The following is a 24,165-nucleotide window of genomic DNA, read 5'->3' on the forward strand; positions in this document are numbered from 1 at the left end:
ACCCCTGACAATTCCAGCGAGACACGCCATGCACAAGCAGATCTTCGTCAACCTTCCCATCAACGACATGCAGAAGTCCCAGGAATTCTTCAAGAAACTGGGCTACAGCTTCAATCCCGATTTCACCAACGACCAGGGCGCCTGCATGGTGGTGGGCGACAACCTGTACGTCATGCTGCTGGTGAAGGACTTCTTCAAGGGCTTTACCGGCAAGCCGGTGGCCGACGCCACCCAGACGACGGAAGTACTGGTCTGCCTGTCGTGCGAGAGCCGGGCCGAGGTCGACGACCTGGTGGCGCGCGCCGTGGCGGCGGGCGGCTCGGCGCCGCGGTCGCCGCAGGATCATGGCTTCATGTACGCGCACGGGTTCGAGGACCTGGACGGGCATATCTGGGAACTCGTCTACATGGTTCCTGGCGACGCGGCCGGCGCATGACGAACGCGGCCACGCATCGCGCCATCGAAGCGGTCTGGCGGATCGAATCCGCCAGCGTCATCGCGGGCGTGGCGCGCCTGGTGCGCGACGTGGGCCTGGCCGAAGAACTGGCGCAGGATGCGCTGGTGGCCGCGCTGGAACGCTGGCCCCAGACGGGCGTGCCGGACAATCCAGGAGCATGGCTGATGACCACCGCGAAGAACCGTGCGCGCGACCGGCTGCGGCTCGATGCGCTGCATACCCGCAAGCACGAGCAGATCGGCCATGAACTCGAGGCGTTGCAGGCCGACGTGGAGCCCGACTTCGTCGACGCGCTGGACGCGGCGCGCCAGGACGACATCGGCGACGACCTGCTGCGCCTGGTCTTCACGGCCTGCCATCCTCTGCTGTCCACCGAGGCGCGCGTGGCGCTGACGCTGCGCCTGCTGGGCGGGCTGACCACGGCGGAAATTGCGCGAGCCTTCCTGGCATCGGAATCGGCGATTGCGCAGCGTATCGTGCGCGCCAAACGCACCCTGTCGGCCGCCAACGTGCCGTTCGAGGTGCCGTCGGCGGCAGACCGGGCGCCGCGCTTGGCGTCCGTGCTGGAGGTCATCTACCTGATCTTCAACGAAGGGTATTCCGCGACCTCGGGCGACGACTGGATGCGGCCGGGTCTGTGCGACGAAGCGCTGCGCCTGGCGCGCATCCTGGCCGAACTGACGCCGGCCGAAGGCGAAGTCCACGGCCTGGTCGCGCTGATGGAATTGCAGGCATCTCGCCTGCACGCGCGCACCGATGGCCAGGGCCGGCCCGTGCTGTTGATGGACCAGGACCGGCGGCGTTGGGATCCGCTGCTGATCCGCCGCGGACTGGGGGCGCTGGCGCGCGCCGATGCGCTGGGCGGCGCGCGCGGTCCCTATGCGCTGCAGGCCGCGCTGGCCGCCTGCCACGCCCAGGCTCGCACGCCCGCGGAAACCGACTGGCCGCGCATCGTGGCCTTGTACGACGCGCTCGCCCAGGCTGCGCCGTCGCCGGTGGTGGAACTGAACCGCGCGGTCGCCATCGGCATGGCGTTCGGCCCGCAGGCCGCGCTGGATCTCGTCGACCAGCTGGCTTCGGAGCCGTCGCTGGCGAACTACCACTGGCTGCCCAGCGTACGCGCCGATCTGCTGGCCAAACTGGGGCGCGGCGCCGAAGCCCGGGCCGAATTTGAACGCGCGGCCGGGATGACGCGCAACGCGCGCGAACGCGAGTTGCTGAGGGCCCGAGCGCAGGAGATGCCGCAGGAGACGGACGGCGGCCCTGCGAACTGAGGCGCGGGGTCTAGGGCACGGGGTGGAAAGCCGCGGTGACGGCGTGCTTAAATCCCAGGCATGCAACCCCTCGACGCCGCCCCGCCCGGTTCGGCCGCGCCCCCCATCACGGGCGTGCCGGCGGCGTTCGACCATCCCAATGACCGCGCGCAGTTCCGCCGGCCGGCCCACCAGCCCGGCGTCGAACTCTACCGTGCGCACATCATCCGTCACGCGTTCGAACCGCATACGCACGAGGCCTTCGGTTTGGGCGCCATCGAATCCGGCGTCGAACGATTCCGTTATCGCGGCGCCGAGCATCTGGCGCCGTCGGGCTCGCTGGTGCTGATGAACCCGGACGAACTGCACACCGGCCGCGCCGAAACGGAAGGCGGCTGGCGCTACCGCATGGTCTACATCGACCCGGACGTTGCCGCGCGGGTCACGGGGGAATCGGACTGGTGGTTCGACGCGGCCGTCGGACACGATGCCGCCGGCGCGCATCGCGTGACGGCTTTGCTGGATACGCTGTGGCACGCGTCCGAGCCGCTGGCGTTCGACAGTGCGCTGCACGCGCTGCTTGCCCAGTTCCGGCCCCATGCCCGCGTGCCGCGCCCGGCCGCCGCCGAAGGCGCGCCAAGATTCGCCCACGTCATCGAGTACCTGCGCGCGAACCTGTCGCGGCGTCTGACGCTGGACGAACTGGCGGCGCAAGCCGGATTGAGCCCCTTCCATTTCCTGCGCAGCTTCCAGGCGCACCATCACGCCACCCCGCAGCAGATGCTGATGGCGCTGCGGCTGTACGAAGCCAAGCGCCTGCTCGCCGCGGGAATGCCGCCAGCCCAGGTCGCCCTCGCGGCCGGGCTGACCGATCAGGCCCATCTGACCCGCGCGTTCTCGCGCCGCTACGGCGTCACCCCCGCGCGCTATCAGAGGCAGGCGCACGGCTAGTGACGCACGGTTAGTGGCGCACGGCTAGTGACGCACGGCTAGTGGCGCCCCCCACCGCAATCTCATACAAGATCTGCCCGGCGCCGCTGGCTAGACTGCCCGCATTCACGACCTGGAGCAATGTATGTGGGCTGGAACCCTTTACGCCCTGGCCGCGGGCCTGATGTGGGGGCTGGTCTTCATCGGGCCGCTGCTGCTGCCGGAATACCCCGCCGCCCTGCAATCCGTGGCCCGCTATCTCGCCTTCGGCCTGATCGCCCTTCCGCTCGCCTGGCTGGACCGGCGCAACCTGCGCCGCCTGACCCGCAGTGACTGGATCGAGGCAGTCAAGCTCGCCGCCATCGGCAACCTGCTGTATTACCTGTGCCTGGCCAGCGCCATCCAGCGCGCCGGCGGCCCGGTCCCGACCATGATCATCGGCACGCTGCCCGTGGTCATCGCCATCAGCGCCAACCTGCGCAATGCCCGGCGCGACGGCCGGCTGCCGTGGAAGCGGCTGGCGCCGTCGCTGGCCCTGATCGCAATCGGCATCGGCTGCGTCAATCAGGTGGAGTTGCAGGCGCTGCGCCAGGCCCCGGACGCCGACCTGTCGCGCTACGCGATCGGCGCCGTGCTGGCGCTGGGCGCGGTCGCCTGCTGGACGTGGTATCCGCTGCGCAACGCCGACTGGCTACGCGACCACCCTGGCCGCAGTCCGCGCACATGGGCCACCGCGCAGGGCGTTGCCACGCTGCCGCTGGCGCTGACGGGCTACGCGCTGCTGTGGATCGGCATGTCGGCCGCCGGCAGCCGTTTCGACATGCCCCTGGGTCCGCGGCCCGACGTGTTTCTGGGGCTCATGATCGCAATCGGGCTGTTCGCGTCCTGGCTGGGCACGCTGTGCTGGAACGAAGCCAGCCAACGTCTGCCCACGGCGCTGGCCGGTCAGCTCATCGTGTTTGAAACACTGGCCGCGCTGGCGTACGCCTTCATCTTGCGCGGCGCCATGCCGGCGCCATTGACGCTTGTCGGCATCGGCTGCCTGATGGTCGGCGTGCTGCGGGCGGTACGCGTGAAGCCCGAGCCCGCAGCGGCGGCGGCCTGACGTCTCTTGCCGATCGCCAGCACAAATAATTAGACGACGTATAATTTTCAACGTCGTCTAATTATTGAATCCGCCATGCCCTTCTCTTCTCATCTTTCGCCCGGCGCCGACGCTGCCGACGCCGGCCGCCGCGAACGCAAGCGCCAGCAGACGCAGGATCATCTGGCGCAGACGGCGTGGCAGCTCTTCGAGGCACTAGGGTACGACGCGATCACGATGGAGCAGATCGCCGCGCAGGCGGACGTGTCCAAAGGCACGCTCTACAACCACTTTCCCGTCAAGGAAGCGCTTTTGGCGCACCGCTTTCACGCCGAGCTGGCGGCGTCCCTGGCCGAATTGTGGCCGGCACTGAAGGCGCTGCCCACGCTTGCCGCGCGGCTGACGCGCCTGTTGCATGCCTCGGCACACTGGTCCGAATCGCACCGCGCCTATCTCGGCCCTTACCTGCGCTACCGCTTCGCCAGCATGCAGACCACCGGACGCGACGACGAACGCCATCCGCGCAGCGGCCTGCAGCGTGTGTTCGCGACGTTGATCCAGGACGCGCAAGCGGCAAACCAGGCCCGGTCAGACCTGGACGCGGACCTCTTGGCGCACCACCTTCAGTTTCTTTACCTGGGCGCGCTGCTGCGGTGGCTGGACCAGCCCGGCGCATCGCTCAAGCAGGAATTTGACGCCGCCATCGCCCTTTTCGTGGACGGCGTCGGCGGGAGCGCGGCATGAGCGCCCTGGTGCTGGACTGGGCGGCGGCGGCCGAATCCGGTCCGCAAGCCGCGGGCGGCAAGGGTTGGCAGCTGGGCCGCATGGCGCGGTTCGGCGTGCCGGTACCGGACGGCTTCGTGCTGGCCGCCCAGGCCAGCCGCGCGCATCAGCCGGGCCGGGACGTACCCGACGCTATCGTGAATGTGCTGCATGAGGCCTTGCGCGAACGCGGGTGGCTGGATCGTCCCCTGGCGCTGCGCTCGTCCGCGCCGCAGGAAGACTCCGCGCGCGCCTCGTTTGCCGGCATCCACTTGTCCTGCCTGAACGTGCGGGGGCCCGACGCGGTTCGACAGGCGCTGCGGCGCATCTGGGATTCGCTGTTTACGCCCCAGGCGCAGGCTTACCGTCAGCGTCTTGACCTGCCGGCGGACGGCGCGGACGGCATGGCGGTGGTGGTGATGCCGATGATCGACGCGGTGGCCTCGGGCATCGCCTTCACCATCGATCCCGCGACGGGCCGCCACGACGAGATGGTCATCCACGCGAACTGGGGGTTGGGAGAGTCGCTGGTGAACGGCGAGGCGGACGGCGACGCCTATCACCTGCGCGAGGATTACCTGCGCCAGGCGTGGCCCGTCGCGCGGCGGCGCATCGGCGCCAAGCGCCTCGCCACGACGCCGGCCGCGAACGGAGGGACGCAGCTCAGCGACACGTCCGCCGCGCGCGCCGCGCAGGCCGTGCTGACGGATGCCCAGGCCGAAACGTTGGGCGACATGGCTCGCGACGCTGCCCGCGCGCTGGACTACAGCGGCGCCGGCTACGACATCGAGTGGGCCTGGGACGGCGAGAGATTCTGGATTGTGCAGGCCCGGCCCGTCACGGCGTCGGCGCGCCACACCTATCCCGCGCTTCAAGGTCAGCCCGATTATTGGTCGCGCGGCAACACGCGCGAAGTGTTGCCGCAAGTGATGTCGGCAATGGAATGGGATGCAGGGCGCGTCATGGCCCAGCGCATGCTGACCTGCGGATTCGAACTGAGCGGCTACGAAACCCTGCCCGGCGTGCGGCTGGCCGCGTTGCTGCATGGCCGCGCCTATCTCAATGCCTCGGTCATCCAGTGGGTCGGCTACGACGCGCTGGGGGTCAAGCCCCGCGACATGAACGCGCTGCTGGGCGGCGCACAGCCCGAGATCCACGTGACGCCGCTGTCCCTGGGTCAGCGCGTGCGGCACGGCCTGCGCATCGTGCGCTATCTGCGCCGTGCCGCGCCCCTGCGCCGTCACGCCGCCGCCAACCTGCCCCGGCTGCTGGCCCGCGCGCAGCAATGGCTCAGGGCGCCCTTGCCGCCTTCCAACGCCGCGCTGGGCGCCAGCTTGCGCCAGCAGTTCGAAACCGTGCTGGCCGCGGATGAACTGTTCTTTTTGCAGGGCTCGGGGGGCGGCGCGCTTTCCAAGCTGCTGGAACTGGTCGAGAAAGCCGTGCCGGGCGAAGGCCATGCGCTGACCGCCGCCCTGATGGCAGGCGGCGACCCCAGCGTCACCGCGCAGCAAGGCTACGCCCTGATGACGCTGGCCCAACTGGCGGCCGAGGACGCGCAGGCGCTTGCCTGGCTTCGCGCGCCGGACCGCGACGACGCCGCGTGGGCCGAGGCGCTACCCGACCGCAACCCCTTCAAGACGGCCTTTGCCGAATTTCTGGACCGTTACGGCCACCGCGCCGTGTACGAAACCTACCTGCGCAACCCGCGTTGGCGCGAGGCGCCGGGCTATTTGCTGAACAGCGCGCTGAACCTGATCGGCGCCGATCCGGCCGCCCTGCGCGCGCGGCAACGCGAGGCCGCGCAAGTGGCATTGCGCCGCGTGCGCCGTGCCTTGCCCTTCTGGCAGCGGCCGCTCGCGGCCAAGCTGGTGGCCGCCTCCCGCCTGGAAGGCAACCAGCGCGAGGCGGCGCGCAGCGTGCTCGTGGCCTACCTGGCCGTGGCCCGCCGAAGCGCGCTGGAACTGGGTCGCCGCACCGCCGGTCCGCACGGGCTGGCCGCGCCCGAAGACGTCTTCCACCTGAATGCGGCCGAGATCTTCGCGCTGGCGGACGGCCGGATCGGCGCGGCGGCGTTGGGCCGGCGCGCCACGGCCCGGCGGGCGCAATTGCAGGTCTGGTCGGCTCTGCCCGATCTGGATGTCATCACCGAACACGCCAGCTCCAGCCCGCCAGCCCTCGAACAGGAAGCGCGCACGCCTGCGGCCGGCGCAACGAACGCCTGGCGCGGCACGCCGGTGGCCGGGGGCCGCGCGCGTGGGCGCGCGTTCGTGGCGCGCACGCCCGACGAGGGCCTGGCGATGCCGGCCGGCGGCATCCTGGTCGCGGCGTCCTCCGACCCGGCGTGGACGCCCCTCTTTTTGCGCGCGGGCGCGGTGGTGATGGAAGTCGGCGGTTATCTGTCGCACGCCGCCATCGTGGCGCGCGAATTTGGCATCCCGGCCGTGGTCAGCGTCCACGGCATTCTGCAAGACGTCGCCACCGGCGATGTACTGGAGGTGGACGCGGTGCGCGGCATCATCCACCGCGTGACGGGCGAAGATCCCGGCTGATATGGCATTCAGGCGGGCGTTGCCGCCGCCAATTCGAACTGAAACACCGCACCGCCTTCGGCGTCGTCGACCAGCCGGATCTCGCTCTGGTGCAGTTGCAGGATGCGCTGCACGATCACCAGCCCCAACCCGCCGCCCTCGCCTGGCCCCCGGTTCAGCGCCGAGGCGCGCGTGAACAGCCCGGCGCGCAGTTCGTCCGGAATGCCCGCGCCGGAATCGCTGACCTGCACGCGCACGCGGTTGCGCGCCAGCCCCAGCTGCAACTCGATCCGGCCGCCCGGCGGGCTATGGCGGATCGCGTTGTCCAACAGGTTCGTCAGCACGCGCTCGATCAGGCCCAGGTCCGCACGCACCGGCGGCAGCGCTTGCGCAATGTCCGTGGACAGCCGCTGCTGGCGCGCCTCGGCGGCCAGTTCGAACTTCTGCATCACGTCCTGCACCAGTTCAGGCAGCGAAAACGTCTCGGGCTCAAGGCGCACCAGTCCGGACTCCAGCCGCGCCAGTTCAAACAGTTCCTGCGCCAGCCGCCCCACCTTGCGGCTTTGCGCCAGCGCGATGTCCAGATAGCGGCGGCGCTCGGCCGGCGCAAGCGTCTCGTCCTTGAATCGCAGCGTTTCCAGATACCCGTGCAGCGACGTCAGCGGCGTGCGCAGATCGTGCGAAATATTGGCGACCAGATCCCGGCGCTGCTGGTCCTGGCGCGTCAGTTCCCGCCATTGCTCCGAGATGCGCCGTCCCATCTGCGCAAACGTGCGCCGCAGCACTGCGATCTCGTCGCCATTGCGCGCGGACGCGTCGCCCGGTTGCTCCAGCGCGGCCAGCGCCTGGCCGTCGTCGCCCTCGAACGCGCGCACCGCGCGTGTCAGCCCGCGAAGCGGCCGCGTGATGAGCGCAAACGCGGCCAGCCCCGCCACCAATCCCAGCAGGGCAACCAGCGCGATCGACCAGAGCGTGGTGCGCAGCACCGAACTGCGCGACACATCCATCGCCAGCGCATCATGCGCCTGGCCCTGCAGCACCACGTACACATAGCCCTCTTCGCGCCCATCCACGCGCACGGGCGCGGCGCTGAACACCTTTTGGGCATCGGCGCTGCGCGGATCGTCTCCCGTGATGGGCAGCATCCCCCCTGCCAGCAGACGCTTGACCGGGCCGAGGTCCACGCGTTCGCGCTTGATCTGCCCGGGCGGCGCGGCGTCGCCCACGATACGGCCATCGCCGGACAGCAGGTAGACCTCCACCGCGGGATTTACCGTCATCAGCATGTCGAACATCGACCGGACCGCGCCCGGCTTCCAGCCGCCGGCGTCCATCAGTTCGGTGGAACCGGCGATATGCTGCGCCAGTCCGCTGGACAGCCGCTGCACGACCTCCTGTTCATAGCGCGAATTGGCCGCGATCTGCAGCCAGGCGGACGCGCCGCAGCAGGCAAGCAAGAGCAGCGCAAACACGCCCGACAGGCGCTGGGTCAAGGTGAAGCGTTTCATGGCTGTCCCCCCGGCGCGGCCGCGAACTTGTAGCCACGGCCCCAGACCGTCAGGATGCGCTGCGGGTTGGACGGGTCGGCCTCGATCTTGGTGCGCAGTCGGTTGATATGGGTGTTGACCGTGTGCTCGTAACCTTCGTGCTGATAGCCCCACACCTGGTTCAGCAGGTCCATGCGCGAGAACACCTTGTCCGGATGCCGCGCAAAAAAGTGCAGCAGGTCGAACTCGCGCGGCGTGAGATCCAGCCGGCGCGCGTCCACGTCCACCGTCCTGGCGATGGGATCGATCGACACGCCATGAACGGACAGGCTGCCGGCCTCCTGGCGCGCATTGCGTTCGATGGCATCGCTGCGGCGCAACAGCGCACGCACGCGCGCCACCAGTTCCAGCATCGAGAACGGCTTGGCGAGGTAGTCGTCCGCGCCCAGTTCCAGCCCCAGGATGCGGTGCACCTCGCTGGAGCGCGCGCTGGTGATGATGATGGGGGTGTAGCGCGCCATCGCGCGTGCCCGCTTGCAGATTTCCAGGCCGTCGATGCCCGGCAGCATCAGATCCAGCACCAGCGCATCCCAGCCGCCTTCTTCAAGCAGGCGCATGCCCTCGTTGCCGTCGGCCGCATGCTCGACCGCATAGCCCTCGTCGCGCAGGTGCAGGCGCAGCAGTTCGGCAATGTGGGCGTCGTCTTCAACTATCAGTACGCGGCGGGGCGTATCCATGGGGCAACCTGGGGCGTGAGCGATGCGCCTATTGTCGCCAATCGGCGGGGGCCAAAGTTCACATTTAATTTAACTTTGCGTGAGGACTTCGGTATTGGCGCCGGGGAAGAATGCGTCCAACGACATTCACCGGAGACCGCCATGATGGCTCCACCCGCGATAGATCAGGGGCCGGCCGCACCTCAGCCGGCCATACACCCCCGCTGGTTGCGGGTGACGCATTGGCTGAACGCCCTTGCCGTGGTCATCATGGCCATGAGCGGCTGGCGCATCTACAACGCCGCGCCCTTTTTCGATTTCACCTTTCCCAACGGCATCACGTTGGGCGGCTGGCTGGGCGGGGCCTTGCAGTGGCACTTTGCCGGCATGTGGCTGCTGGTTGCCAATGGCCTCATCTATCTGGCGTTGAACGCCGCCAGCGGCCGTCTGTGGCGCAAATTCCTGCCCGTCAGCCCGGGCGGCGTCGTCCGCGACCTGCTGGCCGCGCTGCGGGGCCGGCTGTCGCACGCCGACCCGCGCCGCTACAACCAGGTGCAGCGCCTGGCGTACCTCTTTGTCATGGTGGACATCGTCGTGCTGGTGTTGTCCGGCCTGGTGCTGTGGAAGTCCGTGCAGTTCGACCTGTTGCGCGAACTGATGGGTGGCTACGAGGCCGCGCGGCGCGTGCACTTTTTTGCAATGGCGCTTTTGGCCGGGTTTGTCGCCGTGCACCTGGCAATGGTGGCGCTGGTGCCCCGCAGCCTGCTCACCATGATCCGCGGCAAATAGGGAGAGCCTGCCATGACCGATAAACGACGCCTTCTGCCGGGCCTGGACGCCCCGGCCATCCTGCGCGAAGCCGGAAAACTGCTGGACAGGCGCGTCGAGCAGCCGTCCCGCCGCGCCTTCCTGCGCCGCAGCCTGACACTGGGCGGCCTGGCCATGCTGTCGGGGTGCTCGCTGTCCGACGACGAGAGCGTCGAGAAGGCGCTGTCGGCCGTCTCCCGGTTCAACGACCGCGTGCAAGGCTGGATCTTCGATCCCGCCAAACTTGCGCCCACCTATCCGGAATCCATGATCACCCGGCCGTTTCCCTTCAATGCCTTTTACGGCATCGACGAGGTGCCGCAGGTGGACGAGGCGTCGTTCCGGCTGGAAGTCACCGGCCTGGTGGCCGACAAGCGCCGCTGGCGGCTGGACGAGTTGCGCGCTATGGCGCAGGTGGACCAGGTCACGCGGCACATCTGCGTCGAAGGCTGGAGCGCCATCGGCAAATGGGGCGGCGTGCCGTTCGCGGATTTCTTGAAGCGCGTCGGCGCCGACCTGTCGGCCAAGTATGTCGGCTTCAAGTGCGCCGACGACTACTACACCAGCATCGACATGCCCACCGCGCTGCATCCGCAGACGATCCTGGCCCTGACCTACGACGGCCGGACGCTGCCCCCCGAGTACGGCTTCCCCATGAAGCTGCGCATGCCTACCAAGCTTGGCTACAAGAACCCCAAGCATATCCAGGCAATTTTCGTCACCAACACCTACCCGGGCGGTTACTGGGAGGACCAGGGCTACAACTGGTTCGGCGGAAGCTAGGTGAATTCCCTTCTTTTTTCCCCTGAACAAAGGAACGCATCATGAGCAAACTGACCACCGCCGCCCTGTCCCTGTGCCTGGCCTTTGGCGCCACGGCCGCCCACGCCGCCGACACCATGGGCAAGGACGGCATGAGCAAGAGCGGCATGTCCAAGGAGGCGCCGTCTCAGGACGGCATGAAGAAGGACTCGATGTCCCGCGACGGCATGTCGAAGGGCTCGATGTCCAAGGATTCGATGTCCAAGGACTCCATGTCGAAGGATTCCATGTCCAAGAATTCAATGTCCAAGAATTCAATGTCCAAGGACGCGATGGGCAAGGATGGCATGTCCAAGGACGGCATGCAGAAGTAAACCCGCGCGGGGACCGCGTGAACCGGTCCCCGCCTGAACGAACCCGCACGGAATTCGCCATGAACCTCAAACGCAGACACTTCCTGGGGCTGGGCGGCGCGGCAGCCGCCGCCGCGGGCCTCGCCCCCTTGCTGGCCGCGCGCGGCGGCAGCGCGCAGGCGGCCCCGGCCACGGCATCGTTTCCCTACACGCTGACGGACGCGCAATGGCGCGAACGCCTGACGCGCGAGCAGTATCAGGTGCTGCGCCGCGACGGCACCGAGCGCCCCTACTCCAGCCCGCTCAACGACGAACATCGCAAGGGCACCTTCGCCTGCGCCGGCTGCGAACACCCCTTGTTCTCCTCCTCGACCAAGTTCGACAGCGGCACGGGCTGGCCCAGCTTCTGGCAGCCCCTGCCCAGCGCCGTCGGCGAAACGCGCGACCGCAGCTTCGGCATGGTCCGCACGGCCGTCCACTGCGCCAACTGCGGTGGCCATCTGGGCCACGTGTTCGACGACGGCCCGCGCCCCACCGGCCTGCGCTACTGCATGAACGGCGTGGCGATGACCTTCGCCCCGCAAGCCTGATCGCGATCAGCATTCCTGAAAGGACCCGACATCATGTCCAAGCATCCCACCCTGCGCCGGCTCTGCGCCGCGCTCGCCACCGCCGGCGGCCTCCTCATTTCAAGCGCCACGCCAGCCGCCGAACGGGCCTTCATCATCCCGCCGCCTGCCGCGGACCAGGCAGCCAGTGCGGCGGCAACCGCCACGCAGGAAAAAGCCGTCATCGCAGGCGGCTGCTTCTGGGGCGTGCAGGCCGTGTTCCAGCACGTGAAGGGCGTAAGCAACGCCGTATCGGGATATGCCGGCGGGCAGGCCGGCACGGCCAACTACAACGCCGTCGGCAGCGGCCGCACCGGCCACGCGGAAGCCGTGGAAATCACCTACGACCCCCGGCAGATCAGCTACGGCCAGCTGTTGCAGATCTACTTCTCGGTCGCGCACGATCCCACCCAGCTCAACCGTCAGGGCCCGGACCTCGGCACGCAGTACCGATCCGCTGTATTCCCCGCCAATGACAGCCAGCGCAAGGTGGCCGAAGCGTACATCGCGCAGCTCAACAAGACAGGGGTGTATCCCAAAGCGCTGGCCACCACCATTGAACCGCTGCAGGCGTTCTATCCCGCCGAGGACTATCACCAGGATTATCTGGTGCGCAATCCGAACAGCCTGTACATCGTGATCAATGACGTGCCCAAGGTGGAGAACCTGGCAAAGACGTTTCCGGATTGGTGGCGGGACAAGCCGGTTCTGGTGGGTGCGAAGCATTAAATTGGGGACGTCAGGCCGCCTGACAGCGAGCAACGTAAAATGTCAGGCTTCCAGCCTCAATATGCTTCTCATATGAACCTTGATCGCCTGCGTCGCGAGTTTCCCGACTTCGACATCACCACCCTGCCGCCCCTTCCCGAAGGGTATTCCGACACGTCGAGCTATATCGACGCAGCGCCTTCATTCACGAACGAGGCGCGTGGACTGAAGGTGTACGTCGACTACGCCAACTATGCCGACCGCGAATCCGGCCGGAGCCAGCGCTTCTGTGTGTCGCGCTACGACGAGGAAGCTGACGACTACGAGGACCTCGCCCTGTCGACCAACGACTGGGACGAGGTCACGCGCTTCCTGGCCACCTGAGCGTCCTGGCCGCGCCGCCACGTCACCCGAGGGCCCGATGGCAGGTTCGCAAGTCCGAGTAACGCTGTCGCTGATCGCACCCGCGCTGCTATTGATCTTCGGCGTTACCTTCCTCGCCATCTGGTTCTTCTTCCATCGCAAACGTTTCCTGCTGCACCTCGCCGCAGGCTGCGCGACGTTTGCGTGCGAAGCGATTTCACAAGTTCTGTACCTGCCCCGCGACAAGGGGCTCAACGCGCTGGTTTCTCGGGTTTTTTATACACGGCGGCGGCCGGCGCGGCTTCGAAACACGCTTGCGCGCGCTCCAATCGAACGGACACGCCCCGGCGGCGCACGCCGTGCGGGATCCGGGCGGCCAAGCGCCCGTCACGATCAGCGCTGGCGTGGCGCACACGGATCGTTTCGACTCCTGGGAAGCGATGTATCAAGAGGCTGACGCCAAGCGCTATCAAGCCAAGCGGGCCGGCCGGTACCGGATCATGGGCTGACGGGATTTGCCCGCTCCTTCAGCCACCCCGCCACCGCCTGAACCGCCCCCGACGCCTCCCGCCCGGCGAACATCGCCAGGTGATACGTGTGCCCGTCGATCTCGGGCCCGAACGGCTGCGCCAGGTGCCCCGCCCGCAACTCATCATCCACCAGCGACAAGCTGACCAACGCGATCCCGTGCCCGGCCACCGCGGCCTGTATCGCATGGCCTTCATCCGAGAACCGCAACTGCCCGGCTTCGGGCGGTAGCGGACGCCCGGCGACCGCAAACCAGCGCTCCCACGTCGGGTTGTCGGCTTGCGCGCGCTTCCAGTCAAAGCGGATCAGCGGCACCCGCGCCAGATCGTCGGGCGAGACGACGCCCAGGCGGGGATTGGCCACCGGCGCGAACCGGTCGGTGAACAAGGGCTGCACCACCAGCCCGGGGTACGGCCCCCGGCCATAGCGGATGGCGATGTCGACGGCGGATGAGCGCAGGTCGACGAGGTCGTCGCTGGCCTGCAGCTGCAGGTCGATATCCGGATGCCGGCGCCGGAAATCGGCCATGCGCGGCACCAGCCATTTCACGGTGAAGGCATTGGTCGCGGAAATGCTGACCTGCGCGCGCGTGCGCTGCTGCGTCAGGCGCGCCAGTGTCGCCTCGAATTTGTCGAAGCCGTCGCGCAGCACCGGGTAAAGCTGCGCCCCGGTGTCGGTCAGCGTCACCTTGCGCACCTGGCGGTCGAAAAGCGCCAGGCCCGTTCCCGCTTCCAGCGCGCGGATCTGATGGCTGACGGCCGTCGGGGTGACGGCAAGTTCCTCGGCGGCGGCCTTGAAGCTGCCCAGGCGCGCGGCGGCCTCAAACGCGCGCAGCGCGGAAAGCGGGAGGGACCGGCGTTGCATGGGCGGGGCTCACATAGATGAATTTTTCTCGTCTTATAGCTGACAAACGAACCTTTGTCACGGCCAGGCCTGAATTCTAAAGTTCATCCATCGGACGGCGCATCAACCGACAACACCCGTCCGGATATAGATGAAGGAATTCGCATCATGCTTAAACAGGTCATCACCCAGCCCGACAACTACGCGCCCTTCCTGCTGTCGCAGGGCATCCAGTTCGGCAACCTGCTTTTCATCTCGGGTCAGGCCGGCGCCGCCGACGACGGGAAGATCGTGGACGGCGGATTTCTGGCGCAGGGCGAACAGGCGTTCAGTAATCTGCGCCGCGCGCTGGAAGCCGGCGGCTCGCGCCTGGAGGACGTCATCAAGGTCACCATCTTCGTGACCGACATGGGGCATTTCGACGACGTGGTTGCCCTGCGCCGCAAGTTCTTTTCGGCGCCCTACCCGGCCGACACAATTGCCGAGATCAAGGCGCTGTACGATCCGGCCGCGATGATCGAGATCGAGGCCATCGCCGCGGTCCGCCCCACGGAGGGCCGCTGACATGACCGCCGCTACCGATCGACGGCAGGACGCGCAGGACGCGCCCGCCGGCCTGTTCACGCCGCTGCGGGTGGGCCGCGTGGACCTGCCCAACCGGCTGGCCGTCGCGCCCATGACTCGGGTCAGCGCCACCGCCGATGGCCTTGCCACGGCGCAGATGGCGGGCTACTACGAAGCGTTTGCGCGCGGCGGGTTCGGGCTGGTCATCACCGAGGGCATCTACACGGACAAGGCGCATGCGCAGGGATACCTGTTCCAGCCCGGCCTGGCCGACGACGCGCAGCGCGATGCGTGGCGGCCCGTGGTGGACCGCGTGCATGCGCAAGGCGGGCGGATCTTCGCCCAGCTCATGCACGCCGGAGCGCTGTCGCAAGGCAATCCGCATCGTCCCGGGACGAAAGGCCCATCGGCCGTGTTGCCGGCCGGGCAGCAGATGACCTTCTATCGCGGCCAGGGTCCGTACCGGATGCCGCACGCCATGACCCTGCACGACATCGGCGAGGTGGTCGAGGGCTTTGCGCAGGCGGCCCGCCGCGCGCAGGAAGCGGGGTTCGACGGCGTCGAGATACACGGCGCCAACGGATACCTGCTGGACCAGTTCCTCACGCGTCACACGAATCTGCGCGAGGACGGCTACGGCGGCAGTCTGGAGAACCGGCTACGGCTGACGGTGGACGTGATCCAGGCGGCGCGCCAATCGACACCTGGAAGCTTCGTGGTCGGCGTGCGCACTTCGCAGGGCAAGGTGAATGACTTCACGCACAAGTGGGAAGGCGGCCAGGACGACGCGGCGCGGATCTTCGGCGCCCTGGGCGCGGCGCCCATCGACTACTTGCACACCACCGAGTTCGAGGCCTGGCGTCCCGCCTTTGGCGACAGCGGCGCGAGCCTTGCGGCATTGGCGCGCCGCCATGTCCGGGTACCCGTGCTGGCAAACGGATCCCTGCACGATCCGCGCCAGGCCGAAGCCCTGCTGGCGGGCCAGGACGCGGATTTCGTGTCGCTGGGCCGCGGGGCGCTCACGCATGCCGACTGGCCAGCCCGGCTGCGCGCGGGCGAGCCGCACGAGGCTTTTGACCGGGGACTGCTGGCGCCGATTGCAGACCTGGACAACGCGGCGCGTCACCGGGCAGCGACAGCGCCTGACGCGGGCCGCGTTGAACGCGCCGTCGCCGGGCACGCCTGAACGCCCCAGCGCGCCGGGTCAGCCGGGATTCCGCAACGACTGGCAAATCCATGTGCCGATGCCGGTGATCGCGGCGTCGCCATGCGGCAATCCCATCACCTGCAGCCCCAGCGGCAGGCCATCGACGGCCATCAACGGCACATTGATCGCGGGCGCGCCCAGCAGTGACGATGCGCAGGCAAACGAGACGTCGCCCGTCGGATATCGGGTGTCGCGGATGTCCGCCGCAATGGGCGCCGCGCCACATGCATTCAGGCTGACCAGCGCGTCGCATTGCGTGGCCAGGGCCGCCAGACATTGGCGCGCGTGTTCGCGCAGCAGCAGGCATTCGCGGTAGTCCGCCAGCGTCATGGCGCGCCCGCTTTCCAGTTGCCGCACCAGGCTGGGACCGAGCGTGTAGGGGTGATTGGCGACCAGGTTGGCCAGCGACCAGCGCTGTTCCCAGGAGATGAGCCGCAACGACAGGGGCGCGGCTTGCGAGATGGCGCGCTCCAGCGCATCGACCAGCGCCGAATCGCCGCGCCGGATGATCGACACGCCTTGCCGCGAGAGCGCGTCCAGGGTGGCCTCAAACGCCTCGCGGGCCTGCGGCTCGGCGCGCGTCCACCCCTCGGTTTCCAACGCAACGAGCCGCGCCGGCTTGCGTGCGGCCGGCGCCTGCAGCGGGCCATAGAGGCCGGGATGGCCGGGATCGCCGCCCGCCCGCAGGGCAATTTCCGCCGCCGCCGTCCACATGTCTTCGACGGAATTGGCATGGATGCCGATATGCGCCTGGCTCAGCCCCAACCGCTCGCCGCGATTGAGCGCGCCGAACGTCGGCTTCAGGGCCCAGTTGGCGTTGTAGCTGGCCGGCCGCAATACCGACCCCACCAGTTGCGAACCAATGGCCATGGGCACCATGTTGGCGCCCACCACGGCGGCCGACCCGCTGGACGATCCGCCCGGCGTGCGCCGCGGATCGAACGGATTGGTGGTGGGACCGGGGTCCAGAAACCCCAGAGCGGTGGTGACCGTCTTGCCCAGGATGATCGCGCCGGCATCGCGCAGCGCACGGACCACGGCGCTGTCGTTCTTGGGAAAGTTGCCGTCAAAGGCCGCGCAGCCCATCTGCGTGGGCATGTCGCGCGTTTCGATCAGGTCCTTGATGCCGACGGGCATGCCGTCGATGGCGGAAAGCGGCCGGCCGTCACGATAGCGCTGGGCGCTGGCGTCGGCGGCGGCCCGGGCGCCCGCCTCGTTCAGGACGACCCAGCCCTTGAGCTGGCCCTCCCGCGCGGCAATCACTTCCAGGCAGCGTTCCAGGTAGTCGCGGGGCGTGTCGCGGCGGTCGGCAAACGCGGCGCGGGCGTCATGAAAAGTCAGGGCAGCGTGGGTGCTGGGGTCGTAGGTCAAGGCGTGGCTCCGGTGATCTTATTCACTGCTTTTGATGCCAAGGGTGCGAATCAGCGCGCTCCAGCGGGCATATTCGGCGCGGAAGAACGTATCGAATTCAGCAGGCGAGCCCGGCTGCACCTGCAGATTGATGCCCTTCAGGCGCTCCAGGATCGCGGGCTCGGCCAGGACCTCGTTCAGGTCGCGGTTGATCTTCTGCTTGATATCGTCCGGCAGGCCGGCGGGCGCAAAAAGTCCGTACCAGGCTTCCAGGCGCAGGCCGGGCAGGCCGGCCTCGGCGGCGGTCGGCACGTCGGGCAACGCCTCCAGGCGCTGCGGCGACGCCAGGGCATAGGCCTTGAGCTTTCCGCCCTTCACGTGATTGATGACATTGCCCGACGCAAACTGCACCAGCAGGTCGACCTCGCCGCCGATGGCAGCCATCGAGGCCTCCAGCGCGCCCCGGTACGGCACGTGCATCACGTCCACCTGGGCCTCGCGCTTGAAGATCTCGGTAAACAGCTGCAGCGACGATCCCGAGCCGTTCGAGGCGTAGGTGTACTTGCCCGGCTCGGCGCGAAAACGCTTGATCAGCGCGGACAGATCGGCATCGTCGATGCCCGGACGGGTCAGGACCAGGACGGGCAGGCTGCCGATCTTGCCGATGCGCGCGAGGCCATTCTCGACATCGATCCTGGCATTGGGGTTCAGGGCCGGCAGCGTGGCCAGCTCATTGAAGGTCAGCATCAGCGTGTAGCCGTCGGGCTTGGCCCGGGCCACGTAGTCGGCGCCGATGAGCGTGCCCGCGCCCGGCTTGTTCTCCACCACGACGGCCTGCCCCCAGCGCTGCGCGAGCCGGGGGCCGATCAACCGGGCAAGAATATCGGCGGTGCCGCCCGGCGTGGTCGGCACCACGATGCTGACGGGGCGCTGCGGGTAGTCGGCCGCCGAAGCGGTCCCGGCCAGCACCGCAGCGCCGCAGAAGGCGGCCATTCCGATCCGTCGAAACAACGTTCTGAACATGGATTTCCCCTTATGTCTGTTCTTGGCCGCAAAGTCAGGCGGCCGTGCCATCTTGGGCGTTCGCACGGCGGGGTTCAAACGACTTTATCTATGGCACACTTAACTTTTTGTTAACTGAACCCCGCGATGACCGCCCTGCCTCCGCTCAATGCGCTGCGCTGTTTCGAGGTCGCCGGCCGCCTGGGCAGCATCACCAGCGCGGCCGAGGAACTTAGCGTGACGCCCGCCGCCATCAGCCGCCAGATCCGTCTGCTGGAGGAACACCTGGGGCTCAAGCTGTTCCTGCGCCAGCACCGCCGCATCGTGCTCACCTCCATGGGTGCGGCGTATCACGCCGATATCGCGCGCTGCTTTGGCGGGCTGCAGCGCGCCACGTCCGAACTGGGCGAGCGCTCACGCCGCCGTCAATTCGTCATCAAGGCGCCGCATAGCGTCGCCATGCGCTGGCTCCTGCCCCGGCTATCGGGGTTTCACCGGCAATATCCCGACATCGACGTCAAGCTGCACACGGCCGTGGACGCGCCGGACTTCGAACGCGAGGAAGTCGACGCCGGCATCTGCATGGGCGATGGCCGCTGGCGTGGCCTGGTGAGCTACAAGCTGATGGTCAATGAATTGCTGCCGGTCTGCGTGCCCGGCAAATGCGCACGGCTGCGCACGCCCGCCGATCTGAAGGGAGAGATCCTGCTGCACACGCTGGCGCGCCCCGACTATTGGGAAATATGGCTGCAGGCCGCCGGCCTGACCGGGATCGACGTCACGCGCGGCCTGCGCTATGAATCGTCCGCGCTGGCCTACGAGGCCGCGCTGGAGGGCTACGGCGTGGCCATCGCGCAAAAGCCTCTGGTGCAAAAGGAACTGGACGAAGGCCGGCTGGTGGCGCCCTTCGACCTGACCGTGGACCTGGGCGCGCAAAGCTATTATTTTGTCCTGCCCCCCGAAGACTACCGGCGGCCATCGCCCGAACTGACGCAGTTCCGGGCCTGGGCCGCCTCCTGCGCGATCTAGCGCTGGCGGACTTTCGCCGAAAGCGGATCCCGATGTCCCGGTCCGCCTGCCGCGTTAGGCTACATTGCAGGGTCGCCAACCAGGCCCGCAGCCCCCTACAAGCTGCGCATCAACCCTTGCAGGAGCCGTACCGCAGTGAATGACACCTCCACGCCGGACACCGACCTTTCCGACGCGCCCAAAGAGCAGCAAGCCACGCTCTGGCGCGACGACGGCTGGACCGCGCGCATCATCAAGAACGAAGACGACGACGGCTGGGCCGTCGAAATGACGCTGGACGGCCAGGCCGAGCCCGCGTTGGTCGGGCCCTGGACCATGGGCCGAGACAAGAAGAACCCCAAGCCGCTCGACGCGCCGGCATTCCACACGCTGGTCAAGACGGCCAACGAAGTCCTGCGCCGCCACGAACAGCAATTGCACGCCACGCTGCACAAGAGCGTGAAGATCGACGCCGCCGAAGGCCGCCTGACCGTCAAGCTGGACATCGTGCCCGACGAGGACGAGCCCTACGCCACGCTCAGCGCCTACGACGAACTGGGCGAGCAGCTCGCCCAGATCCGCGTGCCGCCGACGTACAAGCTGAACGTGCAGCGGGCGTCGGACTGGGCAGCGGGCGGGTTTGGCCGGGAGGGCTGAGCCCCGGCCATTGCGGGGCGGCGGCGCTAGCCCTGCTCCGCTTCCCCGTCCCAGTCGTCATCGCCGGCTTGCACGGCGCGCAGCAGCCGTCCCAGATGCCCGCTGCTGGAAAATCCCAGGTCGGCGCTGACGCTTGCGACGGATTCGCCAAGCGCAAGCCGCCGGCGCGCCGTCTGCGCCAGCACGAAGCGGCGCAGCGTGATGGGAGAGCGCCCATAGGTCTCGATGCAGGCGCGCTGCAAGCTGCGCGTGGTCGCGCCGAGCATGCTGGCGGACTCCGCAATCGCAGGTAGCGGCAGCCCCGCATCCAGGCGATCGCGCAGCAGCGCCAGCCATTGCCGGGCGAGCGGCAGCGGCGGCTGCGGTGCGCGCGTGCGGGCCTGCAGACGGGAGCCGGCGTCAAGCTGCGCAATAAGCGCCTGAACCAGCATCGGCAGCGCTGACGCCGACATCGCCGGCATCCACAGCGCATCAAGCATGGCTTGCGCCGCGCCATCCAGTTGCAGCACACCGTCCGCCCCGCAGCTTCGCAGCAATTCGGGCGCCAGATAGAGCTCGCCATGCTGCTGCGTCACGCTTTCTGCGCGCGTGCTGTGCTGGACGTGGGACGGCAGCAGCAAGGCCTGTCCGCGCACGAGCCGGCAGCGGCGGCGCGCGCCCTCCTCGTCGCGCCAGGCGCTATCCAGGGCGCCGGCGCGCGGCCACAGCAACATGGCGCAATCGTGTTCATGCCATTGAAACGCGTAGCGCGGCTGCCGGCTGGCCGCGAGCGCGAAGCCGGTCTGGGCAATCAGGCCTTGTTTGGAAGATAGCGGGACGGAACGCATCATGACGGCGGGCAAGGCAAGTGCCGAGTCAGGCCACGCTGGCAACGGCGGAATGGGGCGTTCGGCCAGTATCGGCGCGTGGCGGCTTTCCCGCAAGCACGGCGGGGCGCCAACACCCGCCCCTGTCGCGTACGGGATCATTCCATGTCGCACCGCGGTTCGCTGCCGTCCGGACGTCTTGCTTACGATCTGGGTCATTCAAACCAGCACAAGGGGAAGTAGATGATCCGCGCACTGCCCGCCGCATTGCTATCGGCCGCCGTCTTGGCCTTGCCGGCCACCGGCGCCCTGGCCGAGTCCGCATGGCCCGACAAACCCATCACCCTGATCGTTCCTTTCCCGCCTGGCGGGGGCACGGACCTGGTCGTGCGCACCTTGCAGCCCGCGTTGTCGCGCGAGCTGGGCCAGACAGTCATCATCCAGAACACCGGCGGCGCCGGCGGCACGGTGGGATCCGGGCAGGCTGCCCGCGCGCGGCCGGACGGCTACACGGCCCTGGCGGTGACGACCAGCACCACTGCGCTCAGCGCCAGCCTGTACAAGAAGCTGCCCTACAACCCGGAAAAGGATTTCGACTACATCGGCTTCATCGGCACCTCGCCCTATGTGCTGGCGGTGCAACCGGCCTTGAAGGCGGCCACGGTCGACACGCTGACCGACGTCTTGAAGGCCCGCCGCACGGGCACGTTCGCCTCGGTGGGCGCGGGCACCGTGTCGCATCTGCTTGGCGAAATGTTCACGAAGGACAAGAAGCTGGACCTCACGCACGTGCCGTATCGCGGCGCGGCCCCCGCGTATACGGACCTGATCGGCGGGCAGGTGGACATCATGTTCGACAACCCGGTGGGGCTGGCGCCGTTCGTGCAGAGCGGCAAGCTGGTGGCCGTGGCCACCACAAGTCCCACTCCGATCCTGCGGGGCGTGCCGACCTTTGCGTCTCAAGGCATGCCGGCCTATACGCAGGTGCTGTGGTATGGCCTAGCCTTTCCCAAGCAAACGCCCGATGCAATCGTGCAAAAGATGAATGCTGCGCTCAACGCGGCGCTGCGCGATCCGGCCGTGGCATCGGACCTGGCCGCCAAGGGCGTGGACGGGCGTCCGGGCACGTCCGAAGCACTGACGCAAGCCGTCTCACACGACCTCGCCTTCTGGGGCGACCTCATCACCAAGACCGGAGTCCAGTTTGACTAAGCCCGCCTTCCCTACCGCGCCCGCCGAGCCGGCCTCCGGCCAGGCGATCCTGCTGCGCGTATTCGTCGATACGACCCAGCCCCGCGAAGGCGGCAACCCGGTGCCGCTGGTGCTTGACGCGCAGGGCATGACGGCCAGCGACATGCAGGCCCTGGCCGCGCACCACGGTCACGAGTCGTCCTTCGTTGTGCCGGCCGATCGCGATGATCATCTATGCCAATTGCGATTCTTCGTTCCCGGCCACGAAATGGAGATGTGTGGACACGCAACCGTGGGCACGCTTTGGGCCCTGCGGCAGTGGGGACGCTGGACGACGCCGCGCGCACGCGTTCAGACCCTGAGCGGCAGCGTGGATATCGAATGGGACGACGCTGGCAATCGCGCCTGGGTGTCGCAGCCTGCCGTCGCCACCTCAGCGCTCACGCCGGCGCAATGCCGCGCGATCGCTGAGGTGCTGCGCATCGATCCCGACCTGCCCGGCCTGCACATGATCAATGCCAGCACCAGCCGCGTGAAGACGTTGGTACGGCTGCCGGGCGTGGCCCAACTGAACGCCTTGACGCCCGACTTCGAAGCGATGCGGGAAGTCTGCGAGGCCATCGGCTCGACCGGTCTCTACCCCTATGCGCTAACGACGGACGGCGCCAGCGCGCGGCAATTTCCCAAGGCGTCTGGCTACCCCGAGGATGCGGCCACCGGCATTGCGGCCGCCGCCCTGTGGGGCTACCTGAACGAGACGGGCAGCGTGCCGGCGGACGGGGTGTACACGGTCCGCCAGGGCGTGGCCATGGGATCGCCCTCGGCAATCCAGTTGCGCCGGCGGGGCGACGCCCCCGGGTGTTGGCTGAGCGGCGAAACGCAATGGATGCGGTGACCCTGGATGCGGTGACCCGCTGCTGTACGTCCGAATCGCGGCTGGCCGCAGCGGGCTGGCGTCTGCCCGCCGCGCCGGTTCCGCGCGGCGCCTATGCGCCCTACCACCTGGCGGCATTGACAGGCGCAACACTGATCTGCGTCAGCGGTCAGGCCAGCCGGCGGGACGGCACACCCATCGTCGGAATATGCCGGCCGGGCGCCGATCTGGACGCAGCCCGTGCGGCCTGCGCGCACGCGGCGCTGAGCGCGCTGAGCGCCCTGCGCGAGGCCAGCGGCGGCAACCTGAACCGCATACGCGCCATCGTGCAACTGCGCGGTTATCTGCGCAGCGAGGCGGAATTCGAGCACCACAGCGCGGTGCTGGACGGCGCATCACAGGTGCTTGAGGCCGCATTCCCGCATATGCCTCGCCCTGCACGGAGTGCAGTGGGCGTGACCAGCCTGCCGGGACGCAGCTGGGCCGAAATCGAAATCAGCGCGCTGCTGGACGACCGCGGCTGATCCCGCATAGCCGACCCGCCCGCACTTTCTGGCGGGCGGCATTGACGCGACGATACCGGTACCACTGAACCACCGCCCCGGGCGACAGGGTCAGTGCCCGGTCGAATCGCCCTGGCGGCTGGCCTCAAACAAGAACCACGTGCGCCGCTCGGTCTCGTCGATCCAGTTTTCGATCAGGCTGGAACTGGCGATGTCGCGATGCTCGTCGGTGACGTTGTGCGCTTCGCGCAGCGTTGCCGCCAGCACCTTGTTGTCTTCCCGCAGCTCGGCCAGCATGTCCAGCGGCTGCACGAAGTCGGCGTCGTTGTCCGAGATGCGCTGCGAGCGCGAGATGTGGCCGATGGACCGCAGCGTCGTGCCTCCAATCTTGCGGATGCGCTCGGCGATGGGGTCCGTCATGGCGAACAGCTGGTCGCCCTGCTCGTCCAGCAACAGGTGGTAGTCCCGGAAGTGGGGCCCACTGACGTGCCAATGAAAGTTCTTGGTCTTCAGGTACAAGGCAAACACGTCGGCGAGCACCTGATTCAGCACTGCGGAGATGTCGCGGGTGGCGTCGGCCGCCAGGTCGGTGGGCGTCGCCAGCGGCGCCTTGCGGCGGACCTTCAGTGCCTTGGTGGTCTTCTCACTCAGTTTCTTGGCCATGAATCGCACCTTTAGGAGATGAATTGGAAAACACGGTCGCGGCGCGGTTGCAACCGCCCGCGAGGCACAGCGTAAATCTCCGGATGCGCTTTGCCAATGCCCGGCGCTGCGAAGGAGTATGCTACGCCGCTTCGCATCCCCCTGATCCCTT

Annotated in this window: 27 protein-coding genes; 20 read left to right on the top strand and 7 right to left on the bottom strand. The window is 68.0% G+C overall.

Features of this window, described 5'->3' with window-relative positions:
• The first annotated feature begins 28 nt into the window (after window positions 1-28).
• The 6 genes from HV786_RS18160 (at window position 29) to HV786_RS18185 (ending at window position 7,035) form a co-directional block, all read left to right on the top strand.
• Window positions 29-436, top strand: coding sequence for a VOC family protein (locus HV786_RS18160; protein ID WP_128829486.1), 408 nt, complete (start codon window positions 29-31; stop codon window positions 434-436).
• Window positions 433-1,731, top strand: coding sequence for an RNA polymerase sigma factor (locus tag HV786_RS18165; protein WP_175211465.1), 1,299 nt, complete (start codon window positions 433-435; stop codon window positions 1,729-1,731). Before HV786_RS18160 ends, HV786_RS18165 begins: the two co-directional genes overlap by 4 nt.
• 60 nt (window positions 1,732-1,791) lie before the next feature.
• Complete coding sequence (locus HV786_RS18170; protein WP_128829487.1) at window positions 1,792-2,661, top strand: AraC family transcriptional regulator; 870 nt, start codon at window positions 1,792-1,794, stop codon at window positions 2,659-2,661.
• 124 nt (window positions 2,662-2,785) lie between these two features.
• On the top strand, window positions 2,786-3,745 hold the full coding sequence (locus tag HV786_RS18175; protein ID WP_175211467.1) for a DMT family transporter: 960 nt from the start codon (window positions 2,786-2,788) through the stop codon (window positions 3,743-3,745).
• Between the two features lie 75 nt (window positions 3,746-3,820).
• Entirely contained in the window at window positions 3,821-4,468 is a 648-nt protein-coding gene (locus HV786_RS18180) for a TetR/AcrR family transcriptional regulator (protein WP_128829504.1), read from the top strand.
• Window positions 4,465-7,035, top strand: coding sequence for a PEP/pyruvate-binding domain-containing protein (locus HV786_RS18185; protein ID WP_175211469.1), 2,571 nt, complete (start codon window positions 4,465-4,467; stop codon window positions 7,033-7,035). Before HV786_RS18180 ends, HV786_RS18185 begins: the two co-directional genes overlap by 4 nt.
• An 8-nt stretch (window positions 7,036-7,043) precedes the next feature.
• Here the strand turns inward: HV786_RS18185 and HV786_RS18190 are convergent, their stop codons facing one another.
• Both HV786_RS18190 and HV786_RS18195 read right to left on the bottom strand, forming a co-directional pair.
• Window positions 7,044-8,522 carry a sensor histidine kinase gene (locus tag HV786_RS18190; RefSeq protein ID WP_175211471.1) on the bottom strand — a complete coding sequence of 493 codons (1,479 nt, stop codon included), beginning with the start codon at window positions 8,520-8,522 and terminating at the stop codon, window positions 7,044-7,046.
• Window positions 8,519-9,238, bottom strand: coding sequence for a response regulator transcription factor (locus HV786_RS18195; RefSeq protein ID WP_128828220.1), 720 nt, complete (start codon window positions 9,236-9,238; stop codon window positions 8,519-8,521). Before HV786_RS18195 ends, HV786_RS18190 begins: the two co-directional genes overlap by 4 nt.
• Before the next feature lie 141 nt (window positions 9,239-9,379).
• Here HV786_RS18195 and HV786_RS18200 point away from each other — a divergent pair, with 141 nt between their 5' ends.
• From HV786_RS18200 to HV786_RS18230, 7 genes are all read left to right on the top strand, one after another.
• Complete coding sequence (locus HV786_RS18200; RefSeq protein ID WP_128828219.1) at window positions 9,380-10,006, top strand: cytochrome b/b6 domain-containing protein; 627 nt, start codon at window positions 9,380-9,382, stop codon at window positions 10,004-10,006.
• Between the two features lie 12 nt (window positions 10,007-10,018).
• Window positions 10,019-10,807 carry a molybdopterin-binding protein gene (locus HV786_RS18205; RefSeq protein ID WP_128828218.1) on the top strand — a complete coding sequence of 263 codons (789 nt, stop codon included), beginning with the start codon at window positions 10,019-10,021 and terminating at the stop codon, window positions 10,805-10,807.
• Between the two features lie 41 nt (window positions 10,808-10,848).
• The gene (locus HV786_RS18210) at window positions 10,849-11,160 is read left to right on the top strand and encodes a pentapeptide MXKDX repeat protein (protein WP_128828217.1); all 312 of its coding nucleotides are present in this window, start codon (window positions 10,849-10,851) and stop codon (window positions 11,158-11,160) included.
• A 59-nt stretch (window positions 11,161-11,219) separates the two neighbouring features.
• The gene (gene msrB / locus HV786_RS18215; RefSeq protein ID WP_175211473.1) at window positions 11,220-11,729 is read left to right on the top strand and encodes a peptide-methionine (R)-S-oxide reductase MsrB; all 510 of its coding nucleotides are present in this window, start codon (window positions 11,220-11,222) and stop codon (window positions 11,727-11,729) included.
• Between the two features lie 33 nt (window positions 11,730-11,762).
• A complete protein-coding gene (msrA, locus tag HV786_RS18220; RefSeq protein ID WP_175211475.1) occupies window positions 11,763-12,476 on the top strand; it encodes a peptide-methionine (S)-S-oxide reductase MsrA in 714 nt (237 codons plus the stop codon).
• Between the two features lie 72 nt (window positions 12,477-12,548).
• Window positions 12,549-12,839 (top strand): hypothetical protein, encoded by a 291-nt coding sequence (locus HV786_RS18225; protein ID WP_128827432.1) that lies wholly within the window; start codon window positions 12,549-12,551, stop codon window positions 12,837-12,839.
• Between the two features lie 293 nt (window positions 12,840-13,132).
• The gene (locus tag HV786_RS18230; RefSeq protein WP_128827431.1) at window positions 13,133-13,327 is read left to right on the top strand and encodes a hypothetical protein; all 195 of its coding nucleotides are present in this window, start codon (window positions 13,133-13,135) and stop codon (window positions 13,325-13,327) included.
• Here HV786_RS18230 and HV786_RS18235 read toward each other — a convergent pair.
• Window positions 13,317-14,210 (bottom strand): LysR substrate-binding domain-containing protein, encoded by an 894-nt coding sequence (locus HV786_RS18235; protein ID WP_128827430.1) that lies wholly within the window; start codon window positions 14,208-14,210, stop codon window positions 13,317-13,319. The genes HV786_RS18230 and HV786_RS18235 overlap by 11 nt on opposite strands.
• Window positions 14,211-14,357: 147 nt before the next feature.
• On the opposite strand from HV786_RS18235, the gene HV786_RS18240 reads away from it, so the two are divergent.
• Both HV786_RS18240 and HV786_RS18245 read left to right on the top strand, forming a co-directional pair.
• Window positions 14,358-14,753: a RidA family protein gene (locus tag HV786_RS18240; protein WP_056317001.1), complete on the top strand. Its 396-nt coding sequence runs from the start codon at window positions 14,358-14,360 to the stop codon at window positions 14,751-14,753.
• A gap of 1 nt (window position 14,754) precedes the next feature.
• Window positions 14,755-15,939: an oxidoreductase gene (locus HV786_RS18245; protein WP_175211476.1), complete on the top strand. Its 1,185-nt coding sequence runs from the start codon at window positions 14,755-14,757 to the stop codon at window positions 15,937-15,939.
• Window positions 15,940-15,957: 18 nt separating this feature from the next.
• Here HV786_RS18245 and HV786_RS18250 read toward each other — a convergent pair whose 3' ends face one another.
• The gene (locus HV786_RS18250; RefSeq protein WP_175211478.1) at window positions 15,958-17,331 is read right to left on the bottom strand and encodes an amidase; all 1,374 of its coding nucleotides are present in this window, start codon (window positions 17,329-17,331) and stop codon (window positions 15,958-15,960) included.
• Window positions 17,332-17,349: 18 nt separating this feature from the next.
• Window positions 17,350-18,333: a tripartite tricarboxylate transporter substrate binding protein gene (locus HV786_RS18255; protein ID WP_128828216.1), complete on the bottom strand. Its 984-nt coding sequence runs from the start codon at window positions 18,331-18,333 to the stop codon at window positions 17,350-17,352.
• Window positions 18,334-18,459: 126 nt separating this feature from the next.
• Between HV786_RS18255 and gcvA the strand changes: the two genes are divergently transcribed.
• A complete protein-coding gene (gene gcvA / locus HV786_RS18260) occupies window positions 18,460-19,341 on the top strand; it encodes a transcriptional regulator GcvA (protein WP_056316990.1) in 882 nt (293 codons plus the stop codon).
• A 135-nt stretch (window positions 19,342-19,476) separates the two neighbouring features.
• Window positions 19,477-19,977, top strand: coding sequence for a hypothetical protein (locus HV786_RS18265; RefSeq protein ID WP_056316987.1), 501 nt, complete (start codon window positions 19,477-19,479; stop codon window positions 19,975-19,977).
• A gap of 26 nt (window positions 19,978-20,003) precedes the next feature.
• On the opposite strand, the gene HV786_RS18270 is transcribed toward HV786_RS18265, so the two are convergent.
• Window positions 20,004-20,807, bottom strand: coding sequence for an AraC family transcriptional regulator (locus HV786_RS18270; RefSeq protein ID WP_175211480.1), 804 nt, complete (start codon window positions 20,805-20,807; stop codon window positions 20,004-20,006).
• Window positions 20,808-21,026: 219 nt separating this feature from the next.
• Between HV786_RS18270 and HV786_RS18275 the strand changes: the two genes are divergently transcribed.
• From HV786_RS18275 to HV786_RS18285, 3 genes are read left to right on the top strand one after another with little or no spacing between them, the layout of a single operon-like run.
• Complete coding sequence (locus HV786_RS18275) at window positions 21,027-21,995, top strand: Bug family tripartite tricarboxylate transporter substrate binding protein (protein WP_128829122.1); 969 nt, start codon at window positions 21,027-21,029, stop codon at window positions 21,993-21,995.
• Window positions 21,988-22,869 carry a PhzF family phenazine biosynthesis protein gene (locus HV786_RS18280; protein WP_128829121.1) on the top strand — a complete coding sequence of 294 codons (882 nt, stop codon included), beginning with the start codon at window positions 21,988-21,990 and terminating at the stop codon, window positions 22,867-22,869. The genes HV786_RS18275 and HV786_RS18280 overlap by 8 nt, the downstream gene beginning before the upstream one ends.
• On the top strand, window positions 22,857-23,372 hold the full coding sequence (locus HV786_RS18285) for a RidA family protein (protein WP_175211482.1): 516 nt from the start codon (window positions 22,857-22,859) through the stop codon (window positions 23,370-23,372). The genes HV786_RS18280 and HV786_RS18285 overlap by 13 nt, the downstream gene beginning before the upstream one ends.
• A gap of 90 nt (window positions 23,373-23,462) precedes the next feature.
• Here HV786_RS18285 and HV786_RS18290 read toward each other — a convergent pair whose 3' ends face one another.
• Window positions 23,463-24,014, bottom strand: a complete 552-nt coding sequence (locus HV786_RS18290; RefSeq protein ID WP_128828215.1) for a Dps family protein — start codon at window positions 24,012-24,014, stop codon at window positions 23,463-23,465.
• Window positions 24,015-24,165 lie beyond the last annotated feature (151 nt).

Origin of the sequence: Achromobacter mucicolens, from assembly GCF_902859725.1 — a bacterium.
GTDB classification, from domain to species: domain Bacteria; phylum Pseudomonadota; class Gammaproteobacteria; order Burkholderiales; family Burkholderiaceae_B; genus Achromobacter; species Achromobacter mucicolens.